Source organism: Catellatospora bangladeshensis, from assembly GCF_016862575.1.
Taxonomy (GTDB): Bacteria; Actinomycetota; Actinomycetes; order Mycobacteriales; family Micromonosporaceae; genus Catellatospora; species Catellatospora bangladeshensis.
The window spans coordinates 1-20,679 of sequence record NZ_BONF01000026.1 but is presented as its reverse complement, the minus strand read 5'-3'; the positions used below and the strand labels follow the sequence as shown (position 1 = coordinate 20,679).

The window sequence follows — 20,679 nt, the reverse complement described above, 5'->3', positions numbered from 1 at the left end:
GGTCACGGTCACGCGAACTGCGGCACGCGGGACTCGCCGTGCTGCTCGACGGTGAGGTGCCCGGACAGTGCGCTCAGGAAGCCGTCGGCGTCGAAGATCTTCCCGGCCGAGGCGACGCCGGTCGCCTTGACCTCACCGGCGAGCAGGCGGCGGACCGCCTCGACCGCCAGCGGCGCGCTGATCGCGTAGATGTCCTGCCCGTGCGCGGCGATGCGCCGCCGCGTGCCGCCGGAGCGCACGACGACGTCGACGGTGAACGTCTGCGCCGACCGGCCGGACCCGTCGACCGCCGCCGGTGCCGGGGTGCCCGGCGTGGCCAGGTCGGTGGCCGCGACGGTGGTCATGTACGTGCGCACCTCCGGGATGGGCAGGTGGCTGGGCACCGTGACGACGTCGGCCATCGTGAACTCGCCGAACACCGGGCGGCGGCCCAGCGGCGCGGGGAAGTCCCAGTCGAGGGTCGGCAGCGCGCCCTCGGCGGCGTAGTACTCCAGGCGGCCGCCGGTGAAGCGGACGCGCCTGCCGTCGCGGCGGTCACGGGACACGGTGCCGGAGGACAGCGTCCCGGCCGTCGGGTGCCAGCTGCTCAGGCCGTACGCGACGTGCGCCTCGTCGGCCTGCGTCCAGTCGCCCATCGCCGCCGTCACCAGCAGGTCGCCGAGGCCGCCGAAGAACGCCATCGCCGGGACCACCGCCACCCCGGCCGCCTCGGCGCGCTCGCTGAACTGTGCGAACGTGTCGGCGTTGGCCTCGATCTCGGCCGCGACGTCCACGTACGGGATCCCGGCGCGCAGCGCGGCCTCGATCACCGGAGCCGCCGTCGAGGCGAACGGCCCCGCCGCGTTCACCACCGCCGCCGCGCCCGCCAGCGCCGCGTCGAGCGAGGCCGGGTCGCCCGCCGACGCCGTCCGGTAGGCGAGATCGGTCCCCGCCGCCAGCTCCCGGAGCCGGTCCTCGTTGCGCCCGAGCGCCAGCGGGACGAATCCGCGGGCCCGCAGCTCCGCCACCACGAAGCGGCCCGTGTGCCCGTAGGCGCCGAACACCGCAACCGTCTGACCCGTACCCATCTGCTGTTCCTCCGCTCGAAGAGATCGACTGAGGAAATCCTCCAACGGGCGGAGGCCGGCCGCGAGTGTCGGGAACGCCATCCCCCATACACTTTCGGACATGACCACTGTCGCGCTCGCCGCCACCGACGGAATGCTGCACTTCGAGCTCGCGACGGTCTTCGAGATCTTCACCCGCGACCCCTCCGGCCTGGCCGACCCCTGGTACGACCTGGTGGTCTGCGGACCCGGCCCGGTCCAGGTCGGACGGTTCCACATGACGCCCGACGCCGGGCTGGACCGGCTCGCCCACGCCCACACCGTGATCATCCCCGCGGTCGAGGACGTCGACGCCGACCTGCCACCGGACCTGATCGACGCCGTACGCGCCGCCCACGCCGCGGGCGCGCGGCTCGTCTCGCTGTGCACCGGCGCGTTCGTGCTGGCCGCCGCCGGGGTGCTGGACGGCCTGCGCACGACCACGCACTGGGCCCACACCGACGTGCTCGCCGCCCGCCATCCGCGGGTCGAGGTCGATCCCGACGTGCTCTACGTGGACAACGGCAACGTGCTCTCCTCCGCCGGCAAGGCCGCCGCGATCGACCTGTGCCTGCACCTAATCCGCCGCGACCACGGCTCGACCGTCGCCAACGCCGTCGCCCGCCGCCTGGTCGTGCCCCCGCACCGGGCCGGGGGTCAGGCCCAGTTCGTCACCACGCCGGTGCCCGCCCGGGAGGACCACCCGCTGGCGAACCTGTTCGGCTGGACGATGGCGCGGCTCGACCGGCCGCTGACCGTGGAGGACCTGGCCCGGCAGGCGAACATGAGCTCCCGCAACCTGGCCCGGCACTTCCGGTCGGCGACCGGCACCACCCCGCTGCAGTGGCTGTCCGCCCAGCGCATCCGCCGCGCCCAGGAGCTGCTGGAGAACACCGACGACGGCATCGACGTCATCGCGGAGGCCGCCGGGCTGGGCACCGCCACGACGCTGCGGCGGCACTTCCACCGTGCGGTCGGCGTACCCCCGGACACCTACCGCCGCACCTTCCGCAGGGCGTGACGCTCGCCAGCCCGCGAGCCGCGCAGTGTCAGGCCAGCTCGGCGAGCAGCTCTTTACCCTGCGGCCAGGAGCCGAGGCCCGAGTCGGCGTTGACGTGGCCACCGCCCGGGATGACGACCAGCCGCGAGCCCCACGCCGCGGCGAACGTCTCGCAGCGCGGCAGCGCCGCCCACGGGTCGTCGTCCCCCGCGACGACGATGCTCGGGAACGGCAGCGGCACCAGCGGCACCGGGCGGAAGTTCACCAGCTCGGGTACCTCGGCCGTGTCGACGTCGGCCGGGGCGACCAGCAGCGCGCCGCGCACCCGCGCGGTGTCGCCGCCCCGGGCCACCCAGTGCGCCACGGTCACGCAGCCCAGGCTGTGCGCGACCAGCACGACCGGCTCGGGTGCGGCGGCGATCGCGGCGGCCAGGGTGCCGACCCAGTCGCCGACCCGCGGCTGGAACCAGTCGGACTGCTCGACGCGCCGGTACTCCGGGTGCTCGGCCTCCCAGCGGCTCTGCCAGTGGGCCGGGCCGGAGTTCTCGAAACCGGGCAGGATCAGCACGCTCGCCATGCGGGCAGCCTAGATCGCCGCCTTCGCCTCGATCGCGTCGAGGTCGCGCAGGGCGTAGCGCAGGTGCTCCCACTCCTCCTCGAGGATCACGTGCAGGCAGGACAGGGTGGTCTCCGGGTGCTCCGGCTCCCACGGGTTCGTTCGCGGGACGGCGAGCTCGTCCGGGGTGACGGTGGCCAGGAAGCCGCGGACCATGGCGACGCGGCCCGCCCGGACCTCGAGCACCTCGGCGTACGGGGGAGCGGCCGTCGCGAAGACCGACATGTCGAGGCCGTTGCCGGCGGCGCCGTCGTCGAGCAGGCCGAGAGGGTGGTAGGGCTGCTCGATCTCCAGGATCGCCCGGCGCAGCCACGTGTCCGTGGCCACGACCAGGTGCCGCAGCGTCTGCGCGAACGACCACTCGCCGTCCACGGACACGTCGACCGTGCCCTCCGGCATCCCGGCGACCCGGTCCAGCGCGGCCGACCAGGCGTGTTCGAGCGCCGCCCAGGCCGCGCGCAGGCCCGCTGGGTCGGCGGCGCGCCGCTCGGCACGGCCGGGGAAGCGGCGGTCGAGCTCGGCCTCGACGAGCGGGATCACGTCGACGCCGTTGACGAGGAAGCTCCCGCTGTGCGGCAGCCACGGCGCGTCGATGTCCGCCTGCCGTACCTCCACTCCGCGCATCACCACGCCGGACAGGTCGGCCGCGACGAACCGGGCGCCGCGCAGGTCCACGCCGGTGAACCTCGCTCCCCGCAGGTCGTCGGACCTGGTGAACGCTGCCATGGCCGCTCCTCGCGGTATCCTTCGGCGCCCGGATGCGCCCCTCCCGGTCTATCGCCGGACTCCCGTCTACGCAACCGGGCCCGGCGCTTCAGGCCGGGTAGGCGTTCGCGGCCGCGCCCGCGCCACCGGACCGGAACGCGGCCGGGGCGTGCACCACGCAGGTCTGGGTGTACTCGGTGATGCCCTCGTCGCCGTACTCGCGGCCGTAGCCGGAGCGCTTCACGCCGCCGAAGGGGGCGCGCAGGGACATGCCGGTCCGGTTGTGCGTGTTGACGAAGACGAAGCCCGCCTCCAGGCGGCGGGCCAGGGCGAACGCGCGTTCCTCGTCGGCCGACCAGACCGACGCGCCGAGCCCGAGTTCGCCCGCGTTGGCGCGGGCGACCAGATCGGACTCGTCGCGGTAAAGCAGCAGGGGCACCGTCGGCCCGAACTGTTCCTCCGTCACGACCGGGGCATCCTCTGGTACGCCGACCAGCAGCGTCGGGGTGACGAAGTGACCGGCGCGCAGGTCGGTGCCGGGGTCGACGCGGCCCAGGGGCAGCGCCCCGCCGCCGCGCGCCACGGCGTTCTCGACCAGCCCGTTCACCCGGGCGGCCGCCTCGGCGCTGACGACCGGGCCCATGCTCACGCCGTCGGCGAGCGGGTCGCCCAGGCACAGCACCTCCCGCGCCGCGTCGAGGTACGCGTCTAGGAACTCCTCACGCCGTGATTCGGGCAGGTAGAGGCGCTTAGCGGCCATGCACACCTGCCCGCTGGTCGCGAACGACGCCATGACGAGGCGGCGCATCGGCTCCGGGGACAGGTCGGCGTCGCCGAGCAGCAGCACCGGATCGTTGCCGCCCAGCTCCAGCACGGTCGGGGTGGTCTGCGTGGCGGCGGTCGCGGCGACGTGCCGGGCGGCCCGGTCGCCACCGGTGAACGCGACCTTGCGCACCAGCGGGTGCCCGACCAGGGCCGCGCCCGCCTCGGTGCCGCCGTGTACGGCGTGCAGCAGGTCCGGGGGCAGCGCTCCGGCGAGCAGGCGTACCACGCGGTCGATGGTGAGCGGCGCCAGCGGCGACGGCTTGACCACGACGGTGTTGCCGGCGGCCAGCGCGGGGCCGATCTTCAGCAGGGACAGGATGATCGGGGCGTTCCACGGGGTGATCGCGGCGACGACCCCGTACGGGCGGCGCCGTTGCAGCAGGCGGCCGGCCGTGTCGTCGACCTCGGTGTCCGCGAGCACCCCCGGTGCCCGATCGGCGACCCAGCGCAGGAACGTCAGCGCGAAGCCGATCTCGCCGCGGCAGTCGGCCAGCACCTTGCCGGACTCGCGGGCCAGCAGCTCGGCCAGGGTCGGCAGGTGGGGCTCGACGGTGTCGGCGGCGGCCCGCAGCAGCGCGGCCCGCTCGTGCGCCGGGGTCGCGGCCCAGGGACGCTGTGCGGCGTCGGCGGCCTGGACCAGCCGGTCCACCTGCTCCGGCGACGCCGCGGGCACGGTGCCGACCAGCTCGTACACCCGGGCGGGGTTGTACCGGGCGACCTGGCCGCCGCCGGGGACCGTTTCGCCGGACTCGGGTCCGGACAGCGGCACGGGACTCACGCGGTCACCGGGCGCAGCGACGCCATCATGCAGGCGCGCAGCAGGTACGCCCGCGACCGGGCGGGGTCGGCGGCGATGGCGCGCAGCTCGTCGAGGTGGGCGGCGCGGGCGGCCGGGTCGGTGGCGGTGAGGCGCTCGTAGTTGCGGTGCGAGACGGTCTGCACGTACTCCAGCGCGATCCGGCGGCGGTCGGCGGCTGCGGTAGTGACGGCCTGCTCCTGGTCCGGACCGGCCAGGGCGGCGGCGTACGCGACGGCGTCGTGGATGCCGGAGTTCATGCCGAGCCCGCCGAGCGGGTTGTTGACGTGCGCGGCGTCCCCGGCCAGCAGCACGCGGCCGTGCTGGAACGACACGGCCACCCGCTGGTGGACGCGGTAGATGCTGGCGTGCGCGACCCGCCACGGCCGCCCCGGGTCGGCGATCTGCCGCAGGCGCGTGTCGAGCCGGGCCAGCTCGGCCTCGTCGGGCGAGCCGTCCGGGGTGGGCAGCAGCACCCGCCAGTGGTCGGGCGTACGCAGCAGCACCGACCAGTCCACCGGGTCGAACACGTAGTTGACCTCGGCGAGCGCGTCGAGCAGCGCATGCAGGTCCTCGTCGGTCGAGGCCACCAGGAAGCGCTCGGGGTAGGTGATGCCGGCGAACTCCACGCCGAGGCAACGGCGCACGGCCGAGTGCGCTCCGTCGGCGGCGATGAGCCAGTCGGCGTCGAGGGCCGTCGCGCCTGCGTGGACGCGTACCCCCGTGGTGGTGGTCTCCGCGCCGGTGACCGTCTGCCCGAAGCGGATCTCGCCACCCAGGCGGCCCAGGTGCTCGGCCAGGATCGGGGTGAGTTTGGACTGTTCGAGCTGCACCCGGTACGGGTACGGGGTGTCCCCGGCGAGCACGGCCAGGTCGAGGGTGGCCACGTGCCCGGCGGCGCGGTCGCGGTAGGCGAACGTCGGCGCGGTCAGCCCTCGGGCGAGGACCTCGTCGACGGCGCCCAGCTCGGCGAGCATCTCCAGGGTGGGCGGGTGGAACGTGGACGCCCGCGACTCGGCGGCCAGGCCCTCGCCCGCCTCCAGCACGGTCACCCGGGCGCCCTGCCGGGCGAGGGCCAGCGCGGCGGTCAGCCCGACCGGCCCGGCACCGGCGACGGCGACGTGGGTCATGTGTTCTCCTCGCTAGACGGCGTATCGGGCGTCGAGGGCCAGCGCGTCGTCCTGGCCGACCAGGGAGGTGAAGGCGGACCAGGCCATCCGGTCGACGCCCGTGGCGTGGCCGGTGGCGGCGATCGCGGCGTAGGCGTCGGCGGCGGCGCGCAGCGCGGCGAGCAGGGGCGCAACCGGGTGCAGCACGAGCCGCACGCCGACCGCGGCGAGGTCTGCGTCCGTGGCCCACAACTTCTGCGTTGTGGGTACAACACAGAAGTTGTGAGCCGCCGCGCGATGTTCGCCTGCCGCCGGGTGGGCGTCCGCGCCGGGCGGCATGGTCTCCGGTGTGGCCGGCAACTTCTGGGCTTCCTCGGCAACTTCTGGGTTGCCGTCTGCCGCGCAGTCGTCTGCGCGCGCCGCACCGCGTGGGGCGGCCCCGGCTGCCTCGGAGCGGTTGAGGACCAGCGGGACGCCGGGCAGCGCGGCGTGGGCGTGGGCGAGTTCGTCGAGGTCGGACACGCCTTCGAGGAAGACCGCGTCGGCCCCGGCCGCCGCGTAGGCGCGGGCGCGGGCGATCGCGTCGTCCAGCCCGTTGACGGAGTACGCGTCGGTGCGGGCGACCACGACCAGGCCGGTCCCGTCGCCGGTCACCGCGCGGATCTTGCGGGCGGCCGCGTCGGCGCCGATCAGCTCCTTGCCGGCCAGGTGGCCGCAGCGCTTGGGCTGGACCTGGTCCTCCAGGTGCAGGCCGGAGATCCCGGCGGCGGCGTAGCGGCGGGCGGTCCACACGGCCTGCAGCGCGTCGCCGTAACCGGTGTCGGCGTCGGCGAGCAGCGGCGCGCCGCCGAGCGCGGGCACGAGCCGCGAGGCACGTTCGGCCAGGTGGGTGCCGTGCACGTAGCCGAGGTCGGGCAGGCCCAGGTCGAGCGCGGCGCAGGCGGCGCCGGACAGGTGCGCGGCGCGGTGCCCGGCCCGCACCGCCAGGGTGGCGGTGGGCGGGTCGTACACGCCGGGCAGGTGGGTGACCCGGCCGGAGGCGAGCAGGGCCCGCAGCGCCGCGGCGGTCACGGGCGGCCGTGCAGCGCGAAGCCGCCCTCGACGCCGACGACCCGAGGGTTGGTGAAGAAGCGCAGCGTCTCGGCCGTGCCCTCCTCCGAGTAGCCGGACAGGCCCCAGGCCGGGCGCGGGGTGAACAGGTGCAGGCTCATGATGCTCGACCCGTTGACCTTGACCTCGCCCGCGGTGAGCCGCCGGGCCACGGCCAGCGCCTGCTCCTCGTCGGAGCCCTGCACGTACGCCTCCAGCCCGTACGGGGTGCCGTTGGCCAGCTCGACCGCCTCATCGATGGTCGTGTACGGGTGCACAGCGGCGACCGGCCCGAAGATCTCGTGCAGCGTGTGCGCGGGGGAGACGCCGGTGACCAGCGCCGGGCTGAGGAAGTTGCCCTCGCCGGGCACGGTCAGCGCGGTGTGCGCGGTGCCGCCGTGCGCGACCAGCGCGTCGCGGGCCGCGGCGACCCGGGCCAGGTGCCCGGAGTGCACCAGCGGGCCGTAGTCGGTTTCCGGGTCCAGTGGGGACCCGGCGCTCAGCGCGGCGAGCCGGTCGAGGGTCGCCCGCAGGATCTCCTCGGCGCGCGCGGCGGGCACGATGAGGCGGCCCAGCGCCCGGCACCACTGCCCGTTGAGCGTGGTGAGCAGGTCGGCGGCGGCGCGGGCGGCGTCGGCGGGGTCCGCGTCGGGCAGGATGACCAGCGGGTTGTTGCCGCCGAGTTCGAGCTGCACCGGCTTGATGTCGTACGCGCACGCCGCTGCCACGGCCCGGCCGCCCGCGAGCCCACCGGTGAACGACACGGCGCGGATGCGCGGGTCGCCCACCACTCGGGCGCCGGTGCCGGCGTCGCCGTGCACGAGCTGGAACAGGCCGCCGGGCAGCCCGGCGGCGGCGAGCGCGCGGGCCACGGCGGCGGCCAGGGCCTGGGTGCCGTAGGGGGCGTACTCGCTGGGCTTGACGATGGTGGGGCAGCCCGCGGCGAGCGCGTTGGCGGCCTTGTGCGCGGCCATCGGGGCGGGCGCGTTCCACGGGACCACGCACGCGGCCGGGCCCCAGGGCAGCCGGTCGACGTGCGCCAGGCGGCCGTCCTCGCGCGGCAGCGCACTGCTCAGCCAGCCCTCCCGCAGCTGCATCGCGGCCAGCCGGAACGCGCCGCCGAGGATCACCGACAGCATCCCGGTCTGCCGGATCGGCACGCCGGTCGCGTACGCCTCCAGCGCGGTGATCTCGGGCGCGGCGGCCTCGACCTCGGTGGCGACCGCGTCGAGCACGTCGGCGCGCTCGGCGGCGGGCACCCGCTGCCACGTTCCGGCGGCGTGCAGTGCGGCGGCCCCGGCGATCGCCTGCTCCACCCGGTGCGGGTCCGACCCGGCCGCCACGGTCACCGGGCGTCCGGTCGCCGGATCCTCCAGCGAGAAACCGAGCTGCGCGGTGCACGGCGCCCACTCCCCGCCGACCAGGTCGGCGATCGGCGGTGTCACGACCGCGGCCGTCGCCGACGCGGCGCCCGGCGTCATCGGCTCGTCGGCGCTCATGCGGCCACGTTCCCGAAGAGGTTGTTGGCGCGGGCGGCGGTCACCATCGAGGCGGCCTCCAGCCGGCCGCGCTCCGGCGGGAACGTCATGACCAGGCCCATCGCCAGGTCGCGCAGGGCGCGGCCCATCGTGCCGTGCAGCGTCGCGCCGGAGGTGCCGCACGCCTTGAACGCGCCCACCGCGACCGCGAACGCGTTCTCGCAGATCGAGCCCTTGGCCAGCCGCCACTGCCGGTAGACGTCGTCCTTCGGGGCGAGCGGCGGCTCGGACGTCTCCAGCAGCAGCTGGCGGCGCAGCCACAGGTACGCCGTCTCCAGGTTCTCCGTCATGTCACCGATGATCACCTGGTGCATGGGGGACTCGGCAATGGGACGGCCGGTGTCGGCGAAGGTCTTGGCGGTCAGCCGCTGCAGGGTCTCGTCGTACACGCCCTGCGCGCAGCCGACGTAGACCGCGGTGATGGCGAGCTGGTTGCCGACGAAGCTGCCCCGGCTGCACTGCAGCATCTTCACGAACGCGCCCGGCACGGTCAGCGCCTCGTCGGCCGGGATCCACACGTCGCGCAGCGTGACGCCGTGGTTGGCCGAGCCGCGCATGCCCAGGCCGTCCCAGGACGGGCGGGACGCGACCCCCTCGGCCTCGCGCGGCACCAGGAACAGCGCCAGGCCCTCGGCCGTGTCGGTTCCGTCCAGCCGCGCGGTGACCAGGTACGTGTCGGCGACCCCGGTGGCGCAGCCGAACGACTTCTCGCCGGTGACCAGCCAGCCCTCGACGCCGTCGCGGGTCGCGCGGCGGGCCGTCGTGGAGATGGCGATGTTCGCGCTCGCGCTCTTGACCGATTCGCTGGCGAAGTTGGCCAGCCAGGTGCCGCCCGCCATCCTTGTCAGCACCTTCTCCGCGAAGGCCCGCACCACCGGCACGTCGGCGTCGTCGAACAGCCCGGCGTCGATCGCCTCCAGCGGCAGCAGCCCGCGCGAGGCGCTGGTGTTGTGGAAGAAGTAGGCCAGCGCCGTCGACGGGCAGGCCGTGCCCATCGCGTACGTCGCCGCCGCCAGGTCGCGCAGCGAGCCGCCCAGGCCGCCGTGCTCCTCCGGCACGACCAGGCCGAGCAGCCCGGCCTCGCGCAGCAGGTCCACGTGTCCGGCGGGGAACTCGCCCGCGGCGTCGGCGGCCTCGGCGGCGGCCCGCAGCGCGGGCAGCACCGCCTCGACCCGCATCGCGCGCTCGCGCTCGGCGGCGGTCATGTCGTCGACGAGGCGTTCGCCGGTGAGCCGGTCGGCCATGGCACTTTCTCCCTTGTGGATGTTCAGGCGAGGTCGGGTACGAGGGGGTCGGCGCAGACCACGCCGAGCTGGCGGGCCAGCAGCAGCAGGTCGCGGGCGGGCAGGCCGCCGGAGGCCGGGTCGAGCACGGTGTCGAAGCGGTGCACGCCGCTCTTCATCGCGACCAGCGCGTTGACCAGCCCGAGCCCGTGGTGCGCGAGCAGCCGCACGTGCAGCGCGGCCGGGCGTACGCGTACCACGGCGTCCTGCAGCACGCGGCGCACCTGCAGCGGCGACGCGGCGCTGTGCTCGGCGCAGCCGATGTCGACGGCGGGCAGCCCGGCCAGCGCGTCGAGCGCGGCCAGCACGGTGGACTCCCGCTCGGGGGCGAACGCGTCGGCGACGTATACCCGCACCGGGCCGGCCTCGGCCAGCTCGCGGGCGCGGGCCAGGTCGGCCCGGTCCCGTACGGTCAGCACCGGGCCGGTGGCCTCCCGGCCGTCCAGCACGGTCATGGTGATCTCGGGCGGGAGCGGGTCGGCGAGCTGGCCCCAGCTGCGCGAGTGGAACAGCAGCGGCGCGGTGACCCGGGGCGTGTCCGCCTCGAGCACCCGCCCGACGAAGATGGTGTGGTCGCCGCCGGGGTAGGCGTGCTCGACGGCGCAGTCCAGCCGCCCGGTCGCCTCGGCGAGCATGGGGCTGCCGGTCGGCCCGGTGACCCACTCGGTGCCGGCGAAACGGTCGGTCGTGCCCGGGGTCATGCCCGCGAAGCGGCGGCCGATGTCGGCCTGGTCCTTGCCGAGGAAACTGATCGCGAACACCCCCGACTCGCGCACCAGCGCGTGTGTCGGGAGATGATTGCCCAGGCAGACGGAGACCAGTGGCGGATCGAGGCTGACGGAGGAGAATGAGCTGGCCGTCATGCCGTGCACGCGCCGGGAGCCGTCCGGCCCGGTCGTCACGGTGGTCACCACGGCGACGCCGCTCGGCCACTGGCTGAGCACGGCACGCAGCTGCCCGCTGTCCACCCCTGCACCGCCCTTGTTTCGCATAAGGAAACGCTGTTGCCGTGAAGGTAACGACTCGGCGGTAGCCGTGTCAACGCCCGTGCGGCCTCTGCGCCGTGGGCGCGCGGCGATCTACACTGACGGGCGTCCGTGCCGACAGGAGGGGCCCCGTGCCGACCAGCGCCGCAGCGAAGGCGACCACCACCGCCGACGACGACAGCCAGTCCCGCTCCATCGCCGCCGTCGAGCGTGCGATGGACGTGCTGCTCTACTTCGGCCGCAGCGGTCAGCCCGACCTGGGCGTCACCGAGATCGCCACCTCACTCGGCCTGACCAAGGCCGCGGTGCACCGCATCCTCACCGCGCTGCGCAGCCGCGACCTCATCACCGTCGACCCGGTGACCCGCCGGTACGCGCTCGGCCACGCCGCCGTGGCGCTGGGCCGCGCCTACCTGGCCCGCACCGACCTGCGCGCGATGGCCGCCCCCGAGCTGCGCGCGCTCGCCGAGCAGACCGGAGAGACGGCCACCCTGTCGCTGCGCCGCGGCGACACCCGCCTCTACGTCGACCAGGTCGTGCCCGACCAGGAGCTGCGCATGGAGGTGACGCTCGGCATCCCGTACCCGTTGCACGCGGGCGGCTCGTCGAAGGCGTTCCTGGCGTTCCTGCCCGAGGCCGAGGTCGAGTCCTACCTGGAGCGCCACCCGCTGCAGGCGCTGACCGACAAGACCATCACCGACCCCGCGAAGCTGCGCAAGGAGCTGTCGGCGATCCGCAAGCGCGGGTACGCGACCTCGCTGGGCGAGCGCCAGGCCGGGGCGGCGTCCATCGCGGCGCCCGTGTTCGACCACGACGGGCACGTGGTGGCGGTGCTGAGCGTGGCCGGCCCCGCCGCCCGCTTCAAGCCCGAGGGCGAGACCGCCGACGAGCTGGTCGCGGCGGCCGCGCGGATCTCCGAGCAGCTCGGTTACGCGGGCTGAGCCACAACCGGGTCCCGCTCGCGGCCCCGATGATCGCGGGTTCGTGTCGGAAAGTGCGGTCTGGCGACGGGTGATCGCTGTCTCGTGTCCAAACCTGTGGCCAGACCGCAGATCTTGACACGAGACGGCGATCATGCCCGCCGCGACCCGCGCGGCGGCGGGAGTCAGTCGCGGCGGCGCCGGCCGGGCTCGGCGGGCTGGCGGGGCGGGGGAGCCGAGTAGCCCTCGTCGGGGCGGCGGCTGTAGGACGGCGCGGCGTAGGAGGCGCGCTGGTCATGGCGCGGCCAGGCGGGCGCGTCGAAGTCGTCGGCCCGGTGGGCGAAGTCGGTGCCGTGCCCGCGCACCGCGCGGTAGGTCAGCCAGGCCGCGAGGCAGAACACGCCCTGCGCCATGGTGTTGATGCCCTGCTGGACCCACTGGAACATGAGTGCGTCGCTGGCCGCGTGCCCGCGCAGCGGGATCAGCGCCATCACCGCGAGCAGGCTCACCGAGAACAGCCCGGCGGCCAGCGCGGTGCCGTGCCGCCATGCCCGCACCGAGCCGAGCACGCTGATCCACACCACGATCACGGTCGCGAACACGAACGTGGGCTGCACGGACCGCTCGGCGACCGCGAGCCCGCCCGCGGCGGCTCCGGCGATCAGCAGCGGCCACCGCCACCAGCGCAGCGAGCCGTGCAGGGACAGCGCCAGCAGCAGGCCGCCGGCGGCGAGCAGCGGGAACAGCAGGTCGTCCAGCCACGGGACCTCGATGGCCCAGGCGGCGTGCAGCAGCTTCCACGTCGACTTGGCCGCGCCGCCCGCGCCCATCAGCACGGCGCCGATGCGGCCCAGCCAGGATGGCGCCAGCAGCAGGAACCCGACGAACGCGAACAGCGTGGGCGCGAAGTCCTCCACAGCGAGGCCGACGCTCAGCGCCGGTGTCTCCGCGGTCTCCGCCGTCGCCGCCCACGGCAGCACCTCCGGCAACACATCCATGAGCATGAGCGCGAGCTTAGACCCATCGAGCTGCGCCGTTCCAGTGTGCGAAACGGACAAGTTCCAGAGATCTACTTTGGATGTACGCGCCTTGTGGTGACCGGCTCGAACCCGGCGGCCTTCCCGCGGAGCATGTGAAGGCCGCCCTCGCGCGGGCGAAGGCGGCCGGGTGTGCTCAATTGACGAACTGCGTGGTGACGTTGGCGTCCAGGTAGTCGCCGGCGCCGTACACCCACGCCTGGCCGACCGGGTCGCCGAGATGCGCGCGCAGCCAGAACGCGGCCCAGCGGCCCGCGGTCTCGATGCTCAGGGCCTGGCTGAGGGTCTGCGGTGACAGGTCCGGGCGGGCCCCGGCCGGGTTCTGCGTGTCGGTGATGCCGTAGTGGTTGGCGCCGTTGAGGCTGACCCAGAGCTTCGGCGGCGCGGTGATCGCCTGGTAGGTGGCGTACCCGTTGGCCGGGCTGCCGATGCCGTCGGCACTGGCCTGGATCAGCGCGACCGGGATGGTGTTGGCGACCGGCGGGGTGGTGCCGGTCGCCGGGTTGGTGTTGTTGGTGCCGTAGAACGCGGCCGCCCGCAGCTGCGGCGGGGCCGGGGTGGGCACCGGGCAGAACGGCGGCGTGCACAGGCCGGTGGCCAGGCCCAGCCCGGCCGCGCCGCCGAACGAGTGCCCGAGCAGCAGCAGTGTGCCGGGGTCGAGCGCGCCCAGCAGCGGCGAGCCGGCGCGGGTCTGCTCGGCCTGGGCCCAGGTCACGGTCCAGCCCGCCTGTGCCCCGGTGGCGTAGAGGCCGGGCTGGCCGAACAGGACCTGGTAGTGGTTCGGCACGACGACCACGAAGCCGTACGAGGCGACCTTGCGGGCGTACCACGAGTAGTGGGACTTGTCCACGTTGGCGCCCTGCAGCAGCAGCACCACGGGCCACGGGTCGTGCGGTGAGCCGGTGACGGGGTGGTAGACGTCGGCGGCGTCGCCGCCGACGGTGGTCGCGTATACGCCGACGGTCGAGTATGCCGCGGCGGCCGGTGCTGGGGCCGCCGTCGCCGCCGCGCCCGCGGCCAGCACGGCCACGAGCGCGGAGACGAGCAGGCGGCGGGCGCCGCGGGGTCCGGACGAGGTTCGCATCGATCCTCTCGTTTCTCTGATCGAAACATCGTTTCGCATTGAGAGACATGATGCTGATCGATTTGGCGGCCGTCAATGCATCTGTGTCACGGCTCCGCGAACGGCTTGAGCACGCCCAGCGCCGCGGCGGCCAGCACGCTGCCCCAGATGCCCCACACGTACGGCAGGCAGCCGTCGATCGAGCGCTTCATGGCCGTCTCCACCTCGGGCGTGGAGCCGGTGGTCATCAGCGTGCCGAAGGCGGCGCCGAACGGGCGAAGGGTGAGCCGGATGCCCAGCCCGCACGCGATGGCCACGGTGTAGAGCAGCAGCTTCGCGCCGAGCCACCGCGGGTTGGTGTCCACCCCGAACGGCTGCGCCGCGACCAGGGTGTAGACGGCGGTCACGCCGAGCGCCGCGATGAGCCCGAGCCGGATGGTCCAGTCGGCGCGGCGCACCCACAGGCGGCGGCCCGGATGGTGGTGGTCGGTGATGGTCGCGGCGAGCCAGCCGGCGGCCAGCAGCCACACCGCCACCACGACCGGCCAGGAGAACGGGTTCACCCCGAACACCGTCGCGCCGTGCGGCTCCAGCGCCATCAGCGTGACGCCGCTGGGCAGGAACAGGACCAGACAGATCTTGGGGCCCAGGTCGAGCCCGCCCATGATCTTCAGGGCGGTGGCGCGGGCGGCGGGGCTGAGGTCGGGGCGGAGGACGAACCGGCTCGACCAGAACACGCCGAGGTCGCCGCCGAGCCAGAAGACGAAGAGAACCAGGTGGAGCAGAATCCACCAGCCGTGTGTATGCGATCCCACGCGCGTAATGGAAACACCGATCCGCTGTGAGAAACAAGCTCTTGACGGGCTGGTCATGGCCTGGCTAGCGTCGGCGCATGGTCGGCCGCCACCTCGCCACACCCACCCGCCCAGCGCCGGTGGGCGGGCCCGCATGAGGTCCTACCTCTACGTTCCCGGCGACGCCCCCGCGAAGCTGGCCAAGGCGCTGACGGTCGGCGCGGACGCGCTCATCGTCGACCTGGAGGACGCCGTACCCCCGGCGGCCAAGGACACCGCCCGCGAGACCGTCGCCGCCTTCCTCGGCCAGGCCACCTCGTCGCCGCGGATCTGGGTCCGGATCAACCCCGGCGAACTCGGCCACCTCGACGCCGAGGCGGTGGTGCGGCCGGGGCTGACCGGGCTGTGCGTGGCCAAGACCGAGTCGCCCGCTCAGCTGACCGCGCTGGACACCCTGCTGAACCGCCTCGAACAGCAGGCAGGACTGACGCCCGGCAGCGTACGGGTGGCGCCGCTGCTCGAATCGGCCGCGGCCGTGCTCGCCGCACCGGCCATCGCCCGCGCGCCCCGGGTCGCCCGGCTCCAGCTCGGCGAGGCCGACCTCGCCGCCGACCTCGGCGTCACCCTCGGCCCCGACGAGCGCGAGCTGCTCTGGGCCCGCTCGCAGGTCGTGCTGGCCTGCGCCGCCGCGGGCATTCCCCCGCCGGTCGCCCCGGTGTCGGTGAACTTCCGCGACCCCGGCGCGCTGCGCGAGTCCACGCTCGCGCTCAAGCGGCTGGGCTTTCGCGGCCGGGCGTGCATACACCCGGCACAGCTGCCTGTCGTCCACGAGGTCTTCACCCCCGCCGAGTCCGAGATCGCCGCCGCCCGCGAGCTGGTACGCCGCCACGAGCAGGCCGTCCGCGACGGCTCGGGGGTGTGCCTGGACGAGCGCGGCCGGCTCGTCGACGAGGCCGTCGTCCGCTCCGCCCGCCGCCTGCTCGCCGGGGACTGACCGGCCCACTGTCGTGAACTGTGCCGCAGGTTGCGGTGGTCGCGGGATACATGCTGAAGTGGCCGGGTATACGGCAGGCAGCGACGATCCGGACGACCGCGACGAGGAGGTGCGGTGTGAGCGAGCTCAGCGCGAGCCTGGACCTTCCGCTCGGCATCGCGGCGCCGACAGGTGCCCGGCACACCCTGCGACAGATCCTGCTGACCTGGGGCTACGCCGACGAGGACTGGCTGGACGAATCCGGCCTGCTCATCTCCGAGCTGGTCGGCAACGCCGTCCGGCACGGCGGCGGCTGCCTGGAGGTGCGCGTGCAGGCGCACGGCTCGCTGGTCACCGTCAGCGCCGCCGACGGCAGCTCGGTCATCCCGCGCCGGCGCGAGCCCGGCCCCACCGGCGGCCTCGGCCTGGCGCTGATCGAGCGGTTCGCCGACGCCTGGGGCATCGAGAACCATCACGGCGGCAAGCGGGTGTGGATCCGCCTGCGCCCCTACCCGGCGGGAGATCGGGACGAGCGTGCTGACGGTTGACGTGCGCCGGGAGCCGGACCGCACCGTGCTGGTGCTGTCCGGCGAGCTGGACCTGGCCACCGGGCCCGTGCTCACCGGGGCGCTCGCGCGGGTCGCCGCCGAGCCCCGGGTCGACCTCGACGTGACCGGGCTGTCGTACTGCGACTCGTGCGGGCTGAACATCATGCTCGCCGCCCGGCACCGGGCCCGGCGCGAGTCCCGTGAGCTGCGCGTGGTCGGCCCGCGCGGCTTCGTGGCCCGGGTCATCGGCGCCTGCGACGCCTCCCGGGTCCTGCTCGGCGGCTGACCCTAGAACCTGTTGCGCACCCGCATCCCGCTCGGCCGGCCGTCGGGGTCGCAGATGAACTCGTACACCAGCCGCGCCGGCACCCGCCGCCACCCGTGCACGTCCGGCGGCTGGTAGCGGCGCAGCCGCGATCGCGGACGCGGCCCCGTCCCGCCGGCCTCGTGCCACCCGTCCAGCTCCGCCGCCGCCCGCGCGAACGCGCCGAACGCGGCCTCCGGATCGCCGAGCACGGCACCGGCCTCGTCCTCGGCCAGCCCCAGATGCTCGCGCATCAGCTCCAGCCGCAGGTCGCGCGCCCACGTCGGCCGCTCGGACTCGTCCATGACCGCGCAGGTCAGCTCGGAGTCGTAGGTCCACGAACGCATGTTGAAGTTGTCCGAGCCGACGGTCGCCCAGGTGTCGTCGACCACGCACGTCTTGGCGTGCACGTAGATCGGCGTGCCCTCGGCGTTCTCCAGGCCGTACACCGCGAACCGGTCGCCACCGGCCTTGGCCAGCGTCTTCATGGCCTGCTTGCGGCCCCAGGACTCGGCGATCGAGACCGTCGGCGAGGCGGCGTCCGGGGCCAGCGGCACCACGCAGATCAGCCGCAGCTCCGGGTTGTCCCGCAGCGCCTGCGCGAACGGCCGCAGCACCCGCGCCGACCACAGATACTGGTCCTCCACGTAGATCAGCCGCTTGGCGCGGGCGATGGACTTGAGATAGGCCCGTGCGACGCTGCGCTCGCCGCGCGGCGCGAACGGGTAGCGGCCCAGCCGCCGCCGCGGGTACGTGCGCAGCGTCTGCACCGCGTGCTCGCCCGCCGCGGGCGGGTCCGGCAGCTGCGCGGGCAGCGGCGTGACCTCGGTGCGCAGCCGGGACAGCCGGTCGCGGACGTGGTCGAAGACGTTGAGCGACAGCGCGCTCGGGTCGTTCCAGCGCTCGCGGAAGGTCAGCTCCACGTCCCCGACGGCGGGACCGCGCAGCTCCAGCTGGATGTCGTGCCAGGGCGGGCGCGGCCCGTACACCTGCGCCATCGGCGGGGCGAGCGGATCGCCCAGGTGCTCGAGGTCGTCGTTGCGGCCCCGGCACAGGTCGATGCCGCCGACGTAGGCGACGTCGCGTTCGGGGCGGTCCTGGTGGCGTACCACGAACAGCTTCTGGTGGTGGGAGCCGCCGAAGCGGACCCGCATGTCCAGCAGCACGTGCGCCCCGGCCTGCTGGAGGTCCTCGGCGAGCTGGCGGTTCTGCGGCGAGCTGAAGTGCAGCCAGTCCGGGTGTGAGCGCCACAGCAGCCCGTACACCCGCACGCCGCGCCGGGCGGCGTCGCCGAGCACCCGGGTGACCTGCGTACGCGGGCCGCACAGCCGCTCGTCCGGGTCGCCGCGCCAGTCGGTGAACAGCACCAGGTCCCCGGCGCGGGTGTCCTCCAGGACGGAGACCAGCTCCCGGAAGTACGCCGCCCCGTGCACCAGCGGCCGGGCCAGGTTGCCGCGGCTCCAGGCCAGCCCGCCGGGGTGGCGGCGGTCGATCTCGGTCGCCGGGTTGCCGCGCTCGGCCGCGTCCAGGAACCAGCTGTCGGGGGTCACGCCAGGAAGGTAGCCGGATCCGGGCCTCCGAAACCAGGTCCTCTGTCACGTCCGCAGGTGGACAAGAAGTATCGAAAACAGGGTCTGGTTCTGGCGCTGAGACGAGCAGGACGGGCCCGCTCGCCCGCGGGCCCGTCCTGCTCAGCTCAGGCCCGTGCGGAGGGCACGTCCAGCGGGTCGGCGGGAGCCTCGTCGCGCGCGGCCTGCATCCGCCCGCCCAGCTCCTCCAGCCGCTGCGCGCCCAGCGCGGCGCGCACCTGCGGGAACCAGTCCTGCTCCTCTTCCTCCTGGTGGTGGCGCATCTGCTCGATGAGCACCGCCACCTTCGCTTCGTACATCTCCTCCTGCGGGTCCAGGTCCCGCAGCTCGGCCAGCAGCCAGGCCGCCACGTGGTGCTCCTCGATCGACTCCAGGATGTGGTCGGTCGTCTGTGGTGCGGCCTGCCGTGCGGCCGGGTAGAAGATCGTCTCCTCGATGAACGCGTGCGCGGTCAGCCCTTGGATCATGCGGTCGACCAGGGCCTGCTTCTCAGCGTCCGTCGCCACCGGACGGCTGCGCTCGTACGCGTCGTACAGCGCCTCGAACCGGCGATGGTCGTGGATCAGCAGTTCTATGGCATCCATGCGGCCCTCCTCATGTCGGGGCCGGTGCGATGCCCGGGGCACCGGCCCTGTGCCTTCGTAACCGGATGCCCGGCGGTGCGCTGCTGAAACCGCCGCCCGGCGGACTTCCTCGGGGCGGCGCCGTCGCCGGCGTTCGGCTACGGTCTGAGCCATGCGACGTCCGTACCGCTCGCTCCTGCTCGCCACCGCCGCGCTGCTGAGCCTCGCGGGCGCCTGCGACGAACAGACCGACGGCGACGGCTACCTGGTCTACAGCGACCGGGGCAACCCGCCGGTGCCGGGCCACTTCACCGCGGAACCGAGCCCGTACGAGCTGCGGCTCGGACTGCGCCCGAACGGCTGCGTCACGGTGTTCACCGGCGACGTGGAGCGTGTGCCGCTGTGGCCCGACGGCACCAAGGTCAGCCAGGTGTCGACCGACCCGGTCCGCTACGAGGTCGTCATCCGGGAGGGCCTCACCCTGAAGGTCACCGAGACCTCGGGCGACCGGTTCACGGCCCTCGGCATCGTCGACGACGGTTCCGGCCCGCTGCTCGGCCCCGACCAGGTCCCGACCAAGGCAGAGTCCCTCCTGGGCTTCTGCGGCGTCCCGGCCGCCCCCATCGCCTTTCCCAGCGCTGACTACTTCCCCCTGCATGGGGGCGACTGATCGCTGGATTCCAGCGGTTTCCCCCAGGGGTAGGACTTAGTGTGAATCACGCCGATTCTGTCGGTTGAAGAGCGGCGTCCGGATGCGGTACGCGGCCGCACGAGAGCGCTGGTACGGGGGCCGTGATGAAGGCGTTCGTGATGAAGGAGATCGGCCGGGTCGGGTTCATGGACAAGCCCGTCCCGAAGCCCGGCCCGAACGACGCGGTGGTGCGCACCACCCGCGCGCTGATCTGCACCTCCGACTCCCACACGGTCGGCGGCGGCATCGGGCCCCGGCAGGATCTGACGCTCGGCCACGAGGCCGTGGGCGTGGTCGCGGACGTCGGCAGCGAGGTGCGCGACTTCAAGCCGGGTGACCGGGTGCTGGTCGGGGCGATCACGCCCGACTGGGGGCACCCCGCTGCGCAGGCCGGCTATGCGTCGCAGTCGGGAGCGCCGCTGGGCGGGTGGAAGTTCTCCAACACCAAGGACGGCGTGTTCGCCGAGTTCTTCCACGTCAACGACGCCGACGCCAACATGGCCCGGATCCCGGACGGCGTCGCCGACGAGGTCGCTGTGTACTGCGCCGACATGCTGTCCACCGGGTTCATGGGCGCCGAGCACGGCGACATCCCGATCGGCGGCACGGTGGCGGTGCTGGCGCAGGGCCCGGTCGGCCTCATGTGCACCGCCGGAGCCAGGCTGCGCGGCGCCGGCCTGATCATCGGGATCGAGTCGGTGCCGTCCCGGCAGAAGCTTGCCCGCGTCTACGGCGCCGACGAGATCGTGGACTTCACCAAGGAGGACGTGGTCGAGCGGGTGCTGGAACTCACCGGCGGCCAGGGTGTGGACACGGCGATCGAGGCGCTGGGCTCGGATGGCACGTTCCAGACGGCCGTGAAGATCACCAAGCCGGGTGGGACCGTGTCCAACACCGGTTACTTCGGCGAAGGCGAGTTCGTCCGTATCCCCCGGGTCGAGTGGGGCGTCGGCATGGCGGACAAGACGATCGCGACCGGCCTGTGTCCGGGCGGGAGGCTGCGTATGGAGCGGCTGCTGCAGATCCTCGCCGCCAAGCGCCTCGACCCGACGCTGATGACCAGCCACACATTCGCGTTCGACGAGATGGAACGCGCCTTCGAGGTCTCCGACCAGAAACTCGACGATGTCGTGAAGGTTCTGATCACCTTTTGAAGGGCGGGATT

General features: G+C 73.9%; 21 protein-coding genes. 7 read left to right on the top strand and 14 right to left on the bottom strand.

What is annotated here, in order from left to right; all coding sequences use genetic code 11:
- Nucleotides 1-8: 8 nt before the first annotated feature.
- Nucleotides 9-1,067 (bottom strand): saccharopine dehydrogenase NADP-binding domain-containing protein, encoded by a 1,059-nt coding sequence (locus tag Cba03nite_RS21385; RefSeq protein ID WP_203749028.1) that lies wholly within the window; start codon nt 1,065-1,067, stop codon nt 9-11.
- Between the two features lie 100 nt (nt 1,068-1,167).
- On the opposite strand from Cba03nite_RS21385, the gene Cba03nite_RS21380 reads away from it, so the two are divergent.
- A complete protein-coding gene (locus Cba03nite_RS21380; RefSeq protein ID WP_203749025.1) occupies nt 1,168-2,106 on the top strand; it encodes a helix-turn-helix domain-containing protein in 939 nt (312 codons plus the stop codon).
- 28 nt (nt 2,107-2,134) lie between these two features.
- On the opposite strand, the gene Cba03nite_RS21375 is transcribed toward Cba03nite_RS21380, so the two are convergent.
- The 8 genes from Cba03nite_RS21375 to Cba03nite_RS21340 form a co-directional block, all read right to left on the bottom strand.
- Nucleotides 2,135-2,662 carry an RBBP9/YdeN family alpha/beta hydrolase gene (locus Cba03nite_RS21375; protein ID WP_203749022.1) on the bottom strand — a complete coding sequence of 176 codons (528 nt, stop codon included), beginning with the start codon at nt 2,660-2,662 and terminating at the stop codon, nt 2,135-2,137.
- Between the two features lie 9 nt (nt 2,663-2,671).
- Nucleotides 2,672-3,427, bottom strand: a complete 756-nt coding sequence (locus tag Cba03nite_RS21370; RefSeq protein ID WP_203749019.1) for a DinB family protein — start codon at nt 3,425-3,427, stop codon at nt 2,672-2,674.
- An 88-nt stretch (nt 3,428-3,515) separates the two neighbouring features.
- Nucleotides 3,516-5,009 carry an aldehyde dehydrogenase family protein gene (locus Cba03nite_RS21365; protein WP_239125928.1) on the bottom strand — a complete coding sequence of 498 codons (1,494 nt, stop codon included), beginning with the start codon at nt 5,007-5,009 and terminating at the stop codon, nt 3,516-3,518.
- Complete coding sequence (locus tag Cba03nite_RS21360) at nt 5,006-6,157, bottom strand: FAD-dependent oxidoreductase (protein ID WP_203749016.1); 1,152 nt, start codon at nt 6,155-6,157, stop codon at nt 5,006-5,008. Before Cba03nite_RS21360 ends, Cba03nite_RS21365 begins: the two co-directional genes overlap by 4 nt.
- A gap of 12 nt (nt 6,158-6,169) precedes the next feature.
- Nucleotides 6,170-7,207 carry an isocitrate lyase/PEP mutase family protein gene (locus Cba03nite_RS21355; protein WP_203749013.1) on the bottom strand — a complete coding sequence of 346 codons (1,038 nt, stop codon included), beginning with the start codon at nt 7,205-7,207 and terminating at the stop codon, nt 6,170-6,172.
- The gene (locus Cba03nite_RS21350; protein WP_239125927.1) at nt 7,204-8,724 is read right to left on the bottom strand and encodes an aldehyde dehydrogenase family protein; all 1,521 of its coding nucleotides are present in this window, start codon (nt 8,722-8,724) and stop codon (nt 7,204-7,206) included. Before Cba03nite_RS21350 ends, Cba03nite_RS21355 begins: the two co-directional genes overlap by 4 nt.
- Nucleotides 8,721-10,007: an acyl-CoA dehydrogenase family protein gene (locus tag Cba03nite_RS21345; protein WP_203748992.1), complete on the bottom strand. Its 1,287-nt coding sequence runs from the start codon at nt 10,005-10,007 to the stop codon at nt 8,721-8,723. Before Cba03nite_RS21345 ends, Cba03nite_RS21350 begins: the two co-directional genes overlap by 4 nt.
- A 23-nt stretch (nt 10,008-10,030) precedes the next feature.
- The gene (locus Cba03nite_RS21340) at nt 10,031-11,038 is read right to left on the bottom strand and encodes a flavin reductase (protein ID WP_203748990.1); all 1,008 of its coding nucleotides are present in this window, start codon (nt 11,036-11,038) and stop codon (nt 10,031-10,033) included.
- Nucleotides 11,039-11,163: 125 nt separating this feature from the next.
- On the opposite strand from Cba03nite_RS21340, the gene Cba03nite_RS21335 reads away from it, so the two are divergent.
- Nucleotides 11,164-11,973, top strand: coding sequence for an IclR family transcriptional regulator (locus tag Cba03nite_RS21335; protein ID WP_239125926.1), 810 nt, complete (start codon nt 11,164-11,166; stop codon nt 11,971-11,973).
- Between the two features lie 164 nt (nt 11,974-12,137).
- Here Cba03nite_RS21335 and Cba03nite_RS21330 read toward each other — a convergent pair whose 3' ends face one another.
- The 3 genes from Cba03nite_RS21330 to Cba03nite_RS21320 form a co-directional block, all read right to left on the bottom strand.
- Entirely contained in the window at nt 12,138-12,956 is an 819-nt protein-coding gene (locus tag Cba03nite_RS21330) for a hypothetical protein (RefSeq protein WP_203748988.1), read from the bottom strand.
- A 169-nt stretch (nt 12,957-13,125) separates the two neighbouring features.
- A complete protein-coding gene (locus tag Cba03nite_RS21325) occupies nt 13,126-14,073 on the bottom strand; it encodes an alpha/beta hydrolase family protein (RefSeq protein WP_203748986.1) in 948 nt (315 codons plus the stop codon).
- 86 nt (nt 14,074-14,159) lie between these two features.
- A complete protein-coding gene (locus Cba03nite_RS21320; protein WP_203748983.1) occupies nt 14,160-14,867 on the bottom strand; it encodes a hypothetical protein in 708 nt (235 codons plus the stop codon).
- A 133-nt stretch (nt 14,868-15,000) separates the two neighbouring features.
- Between Cba03nite_RS21320 and Cba03nite_RS21315 the strand changes: the two genes are divergently transcribed.
- The 3 genes from Cba03nite_RS21315 (at nt 15,001) to Cba03nite_RS21305 (ending at nt 16,653) form a co-directional block, all read left to right on the top strand.
- Nucleotides 15,001-15,840, top strand: a complete 840-nt coding sequence (locus Cba03nite_RS21315) for an HpcH/HpaI aldolase/citrate lyase family protein (protein WP_203748980.1) — start codon at nt 15,001-15,003, stop codon at nt 15,838-15,840.
- A 116-nt stretch (nt 15,841-15,956) separates the two neighbouring features.
- Nucleotides 15,957-16,367 (top strand): ATP-binding protein, encoded by a 411-nt coding sequence (locus Cba03nite_RS21310; protein WP_203748977.1) that lies wholly within the window; start codon nt 15,957-15,959, stop codon nt 16,365-16,367.
- The gene (locus tag Cba03nite_RS21305; RefSeq protein ID WP_203748974.1) at nt 16,354-16,653 is read left to right on the top strand and encodes an STAS domain-containing protein; all 300 of its coding nucleotides are present in this window, start codon (nt 16,354-16,356) and stop codon (nt 16,651-16,653) included. The genes Cba03nite_RS21310 and Cba03nite_RS21305 overlap by 14 nt, the downstream gene beginning before the upstream one ends.
- Before the next feature lie 2 nt (nt 16,654-16,655).
- On the opposite strand, the gene Cba03nite_RS21300 is transcribed toward Cba03nite_RS21305, so the two are convergent.
- Complete coding sequence (locus tag Cba03nite_RS21300; RefSeq protein ID WP_203748971.1) at nt 16,656-18,221, bottom strand: phospholipase D-like domain-containing protein; 1,566 nt, start codon at nt 18,219-18,221, stop codon at nt 16,656-16,658.
- Nucleotides 18,222-18,367: 146 nt separating this feature from the next.
- A complete protein-coding gene (locus Cba03nite_RS21295) occupies nt 18,368-18,844 on the bottom strand; it encodes a hemerythrin domain-containing protein (RefSeq protein WP_203748968.1) in 477 nt (158 codons plus the stop codon).
- Nucleotides 18,845-18,995: 151 nt separating this feature from the next.
- Between Cba03nite_RS21295 and Cba03nite_RS21290 the strand changes: the two genes are divergently transcribed.
- Together Cba03nite_RS21290 and Cba03nite_RS21285 are read left to right on the top strand one after the other, a co-directional pair.
- Nucleotides 18,996-19,493 (top strand): hypothetical protein, encoded by a 498-nt coding sequence (locus Cba03nite_RS21290; RefSeq protein ID WP_203748965.1) that lies wholly within the window; start codon nt 18,996-18,998, stop codon nt 19,491-19,493.
- 125 nt (nt 19,494-19,618) lie between these two features.
- On the top strand, nt 19,619-20,668 hold the full coding sequence (locus tag Cba03nite_RS21285; RefSeq protein WP_203748963.1) for an NAD(P)-dependent alcohol dehydrogenase: 1,050 nt from the start codon (nt 19,619-19,621) through the stop codon (nt 20,666-20,668).
- Nucleotides 20,669-20,679 lie beyond the last annotated feature (11 nt).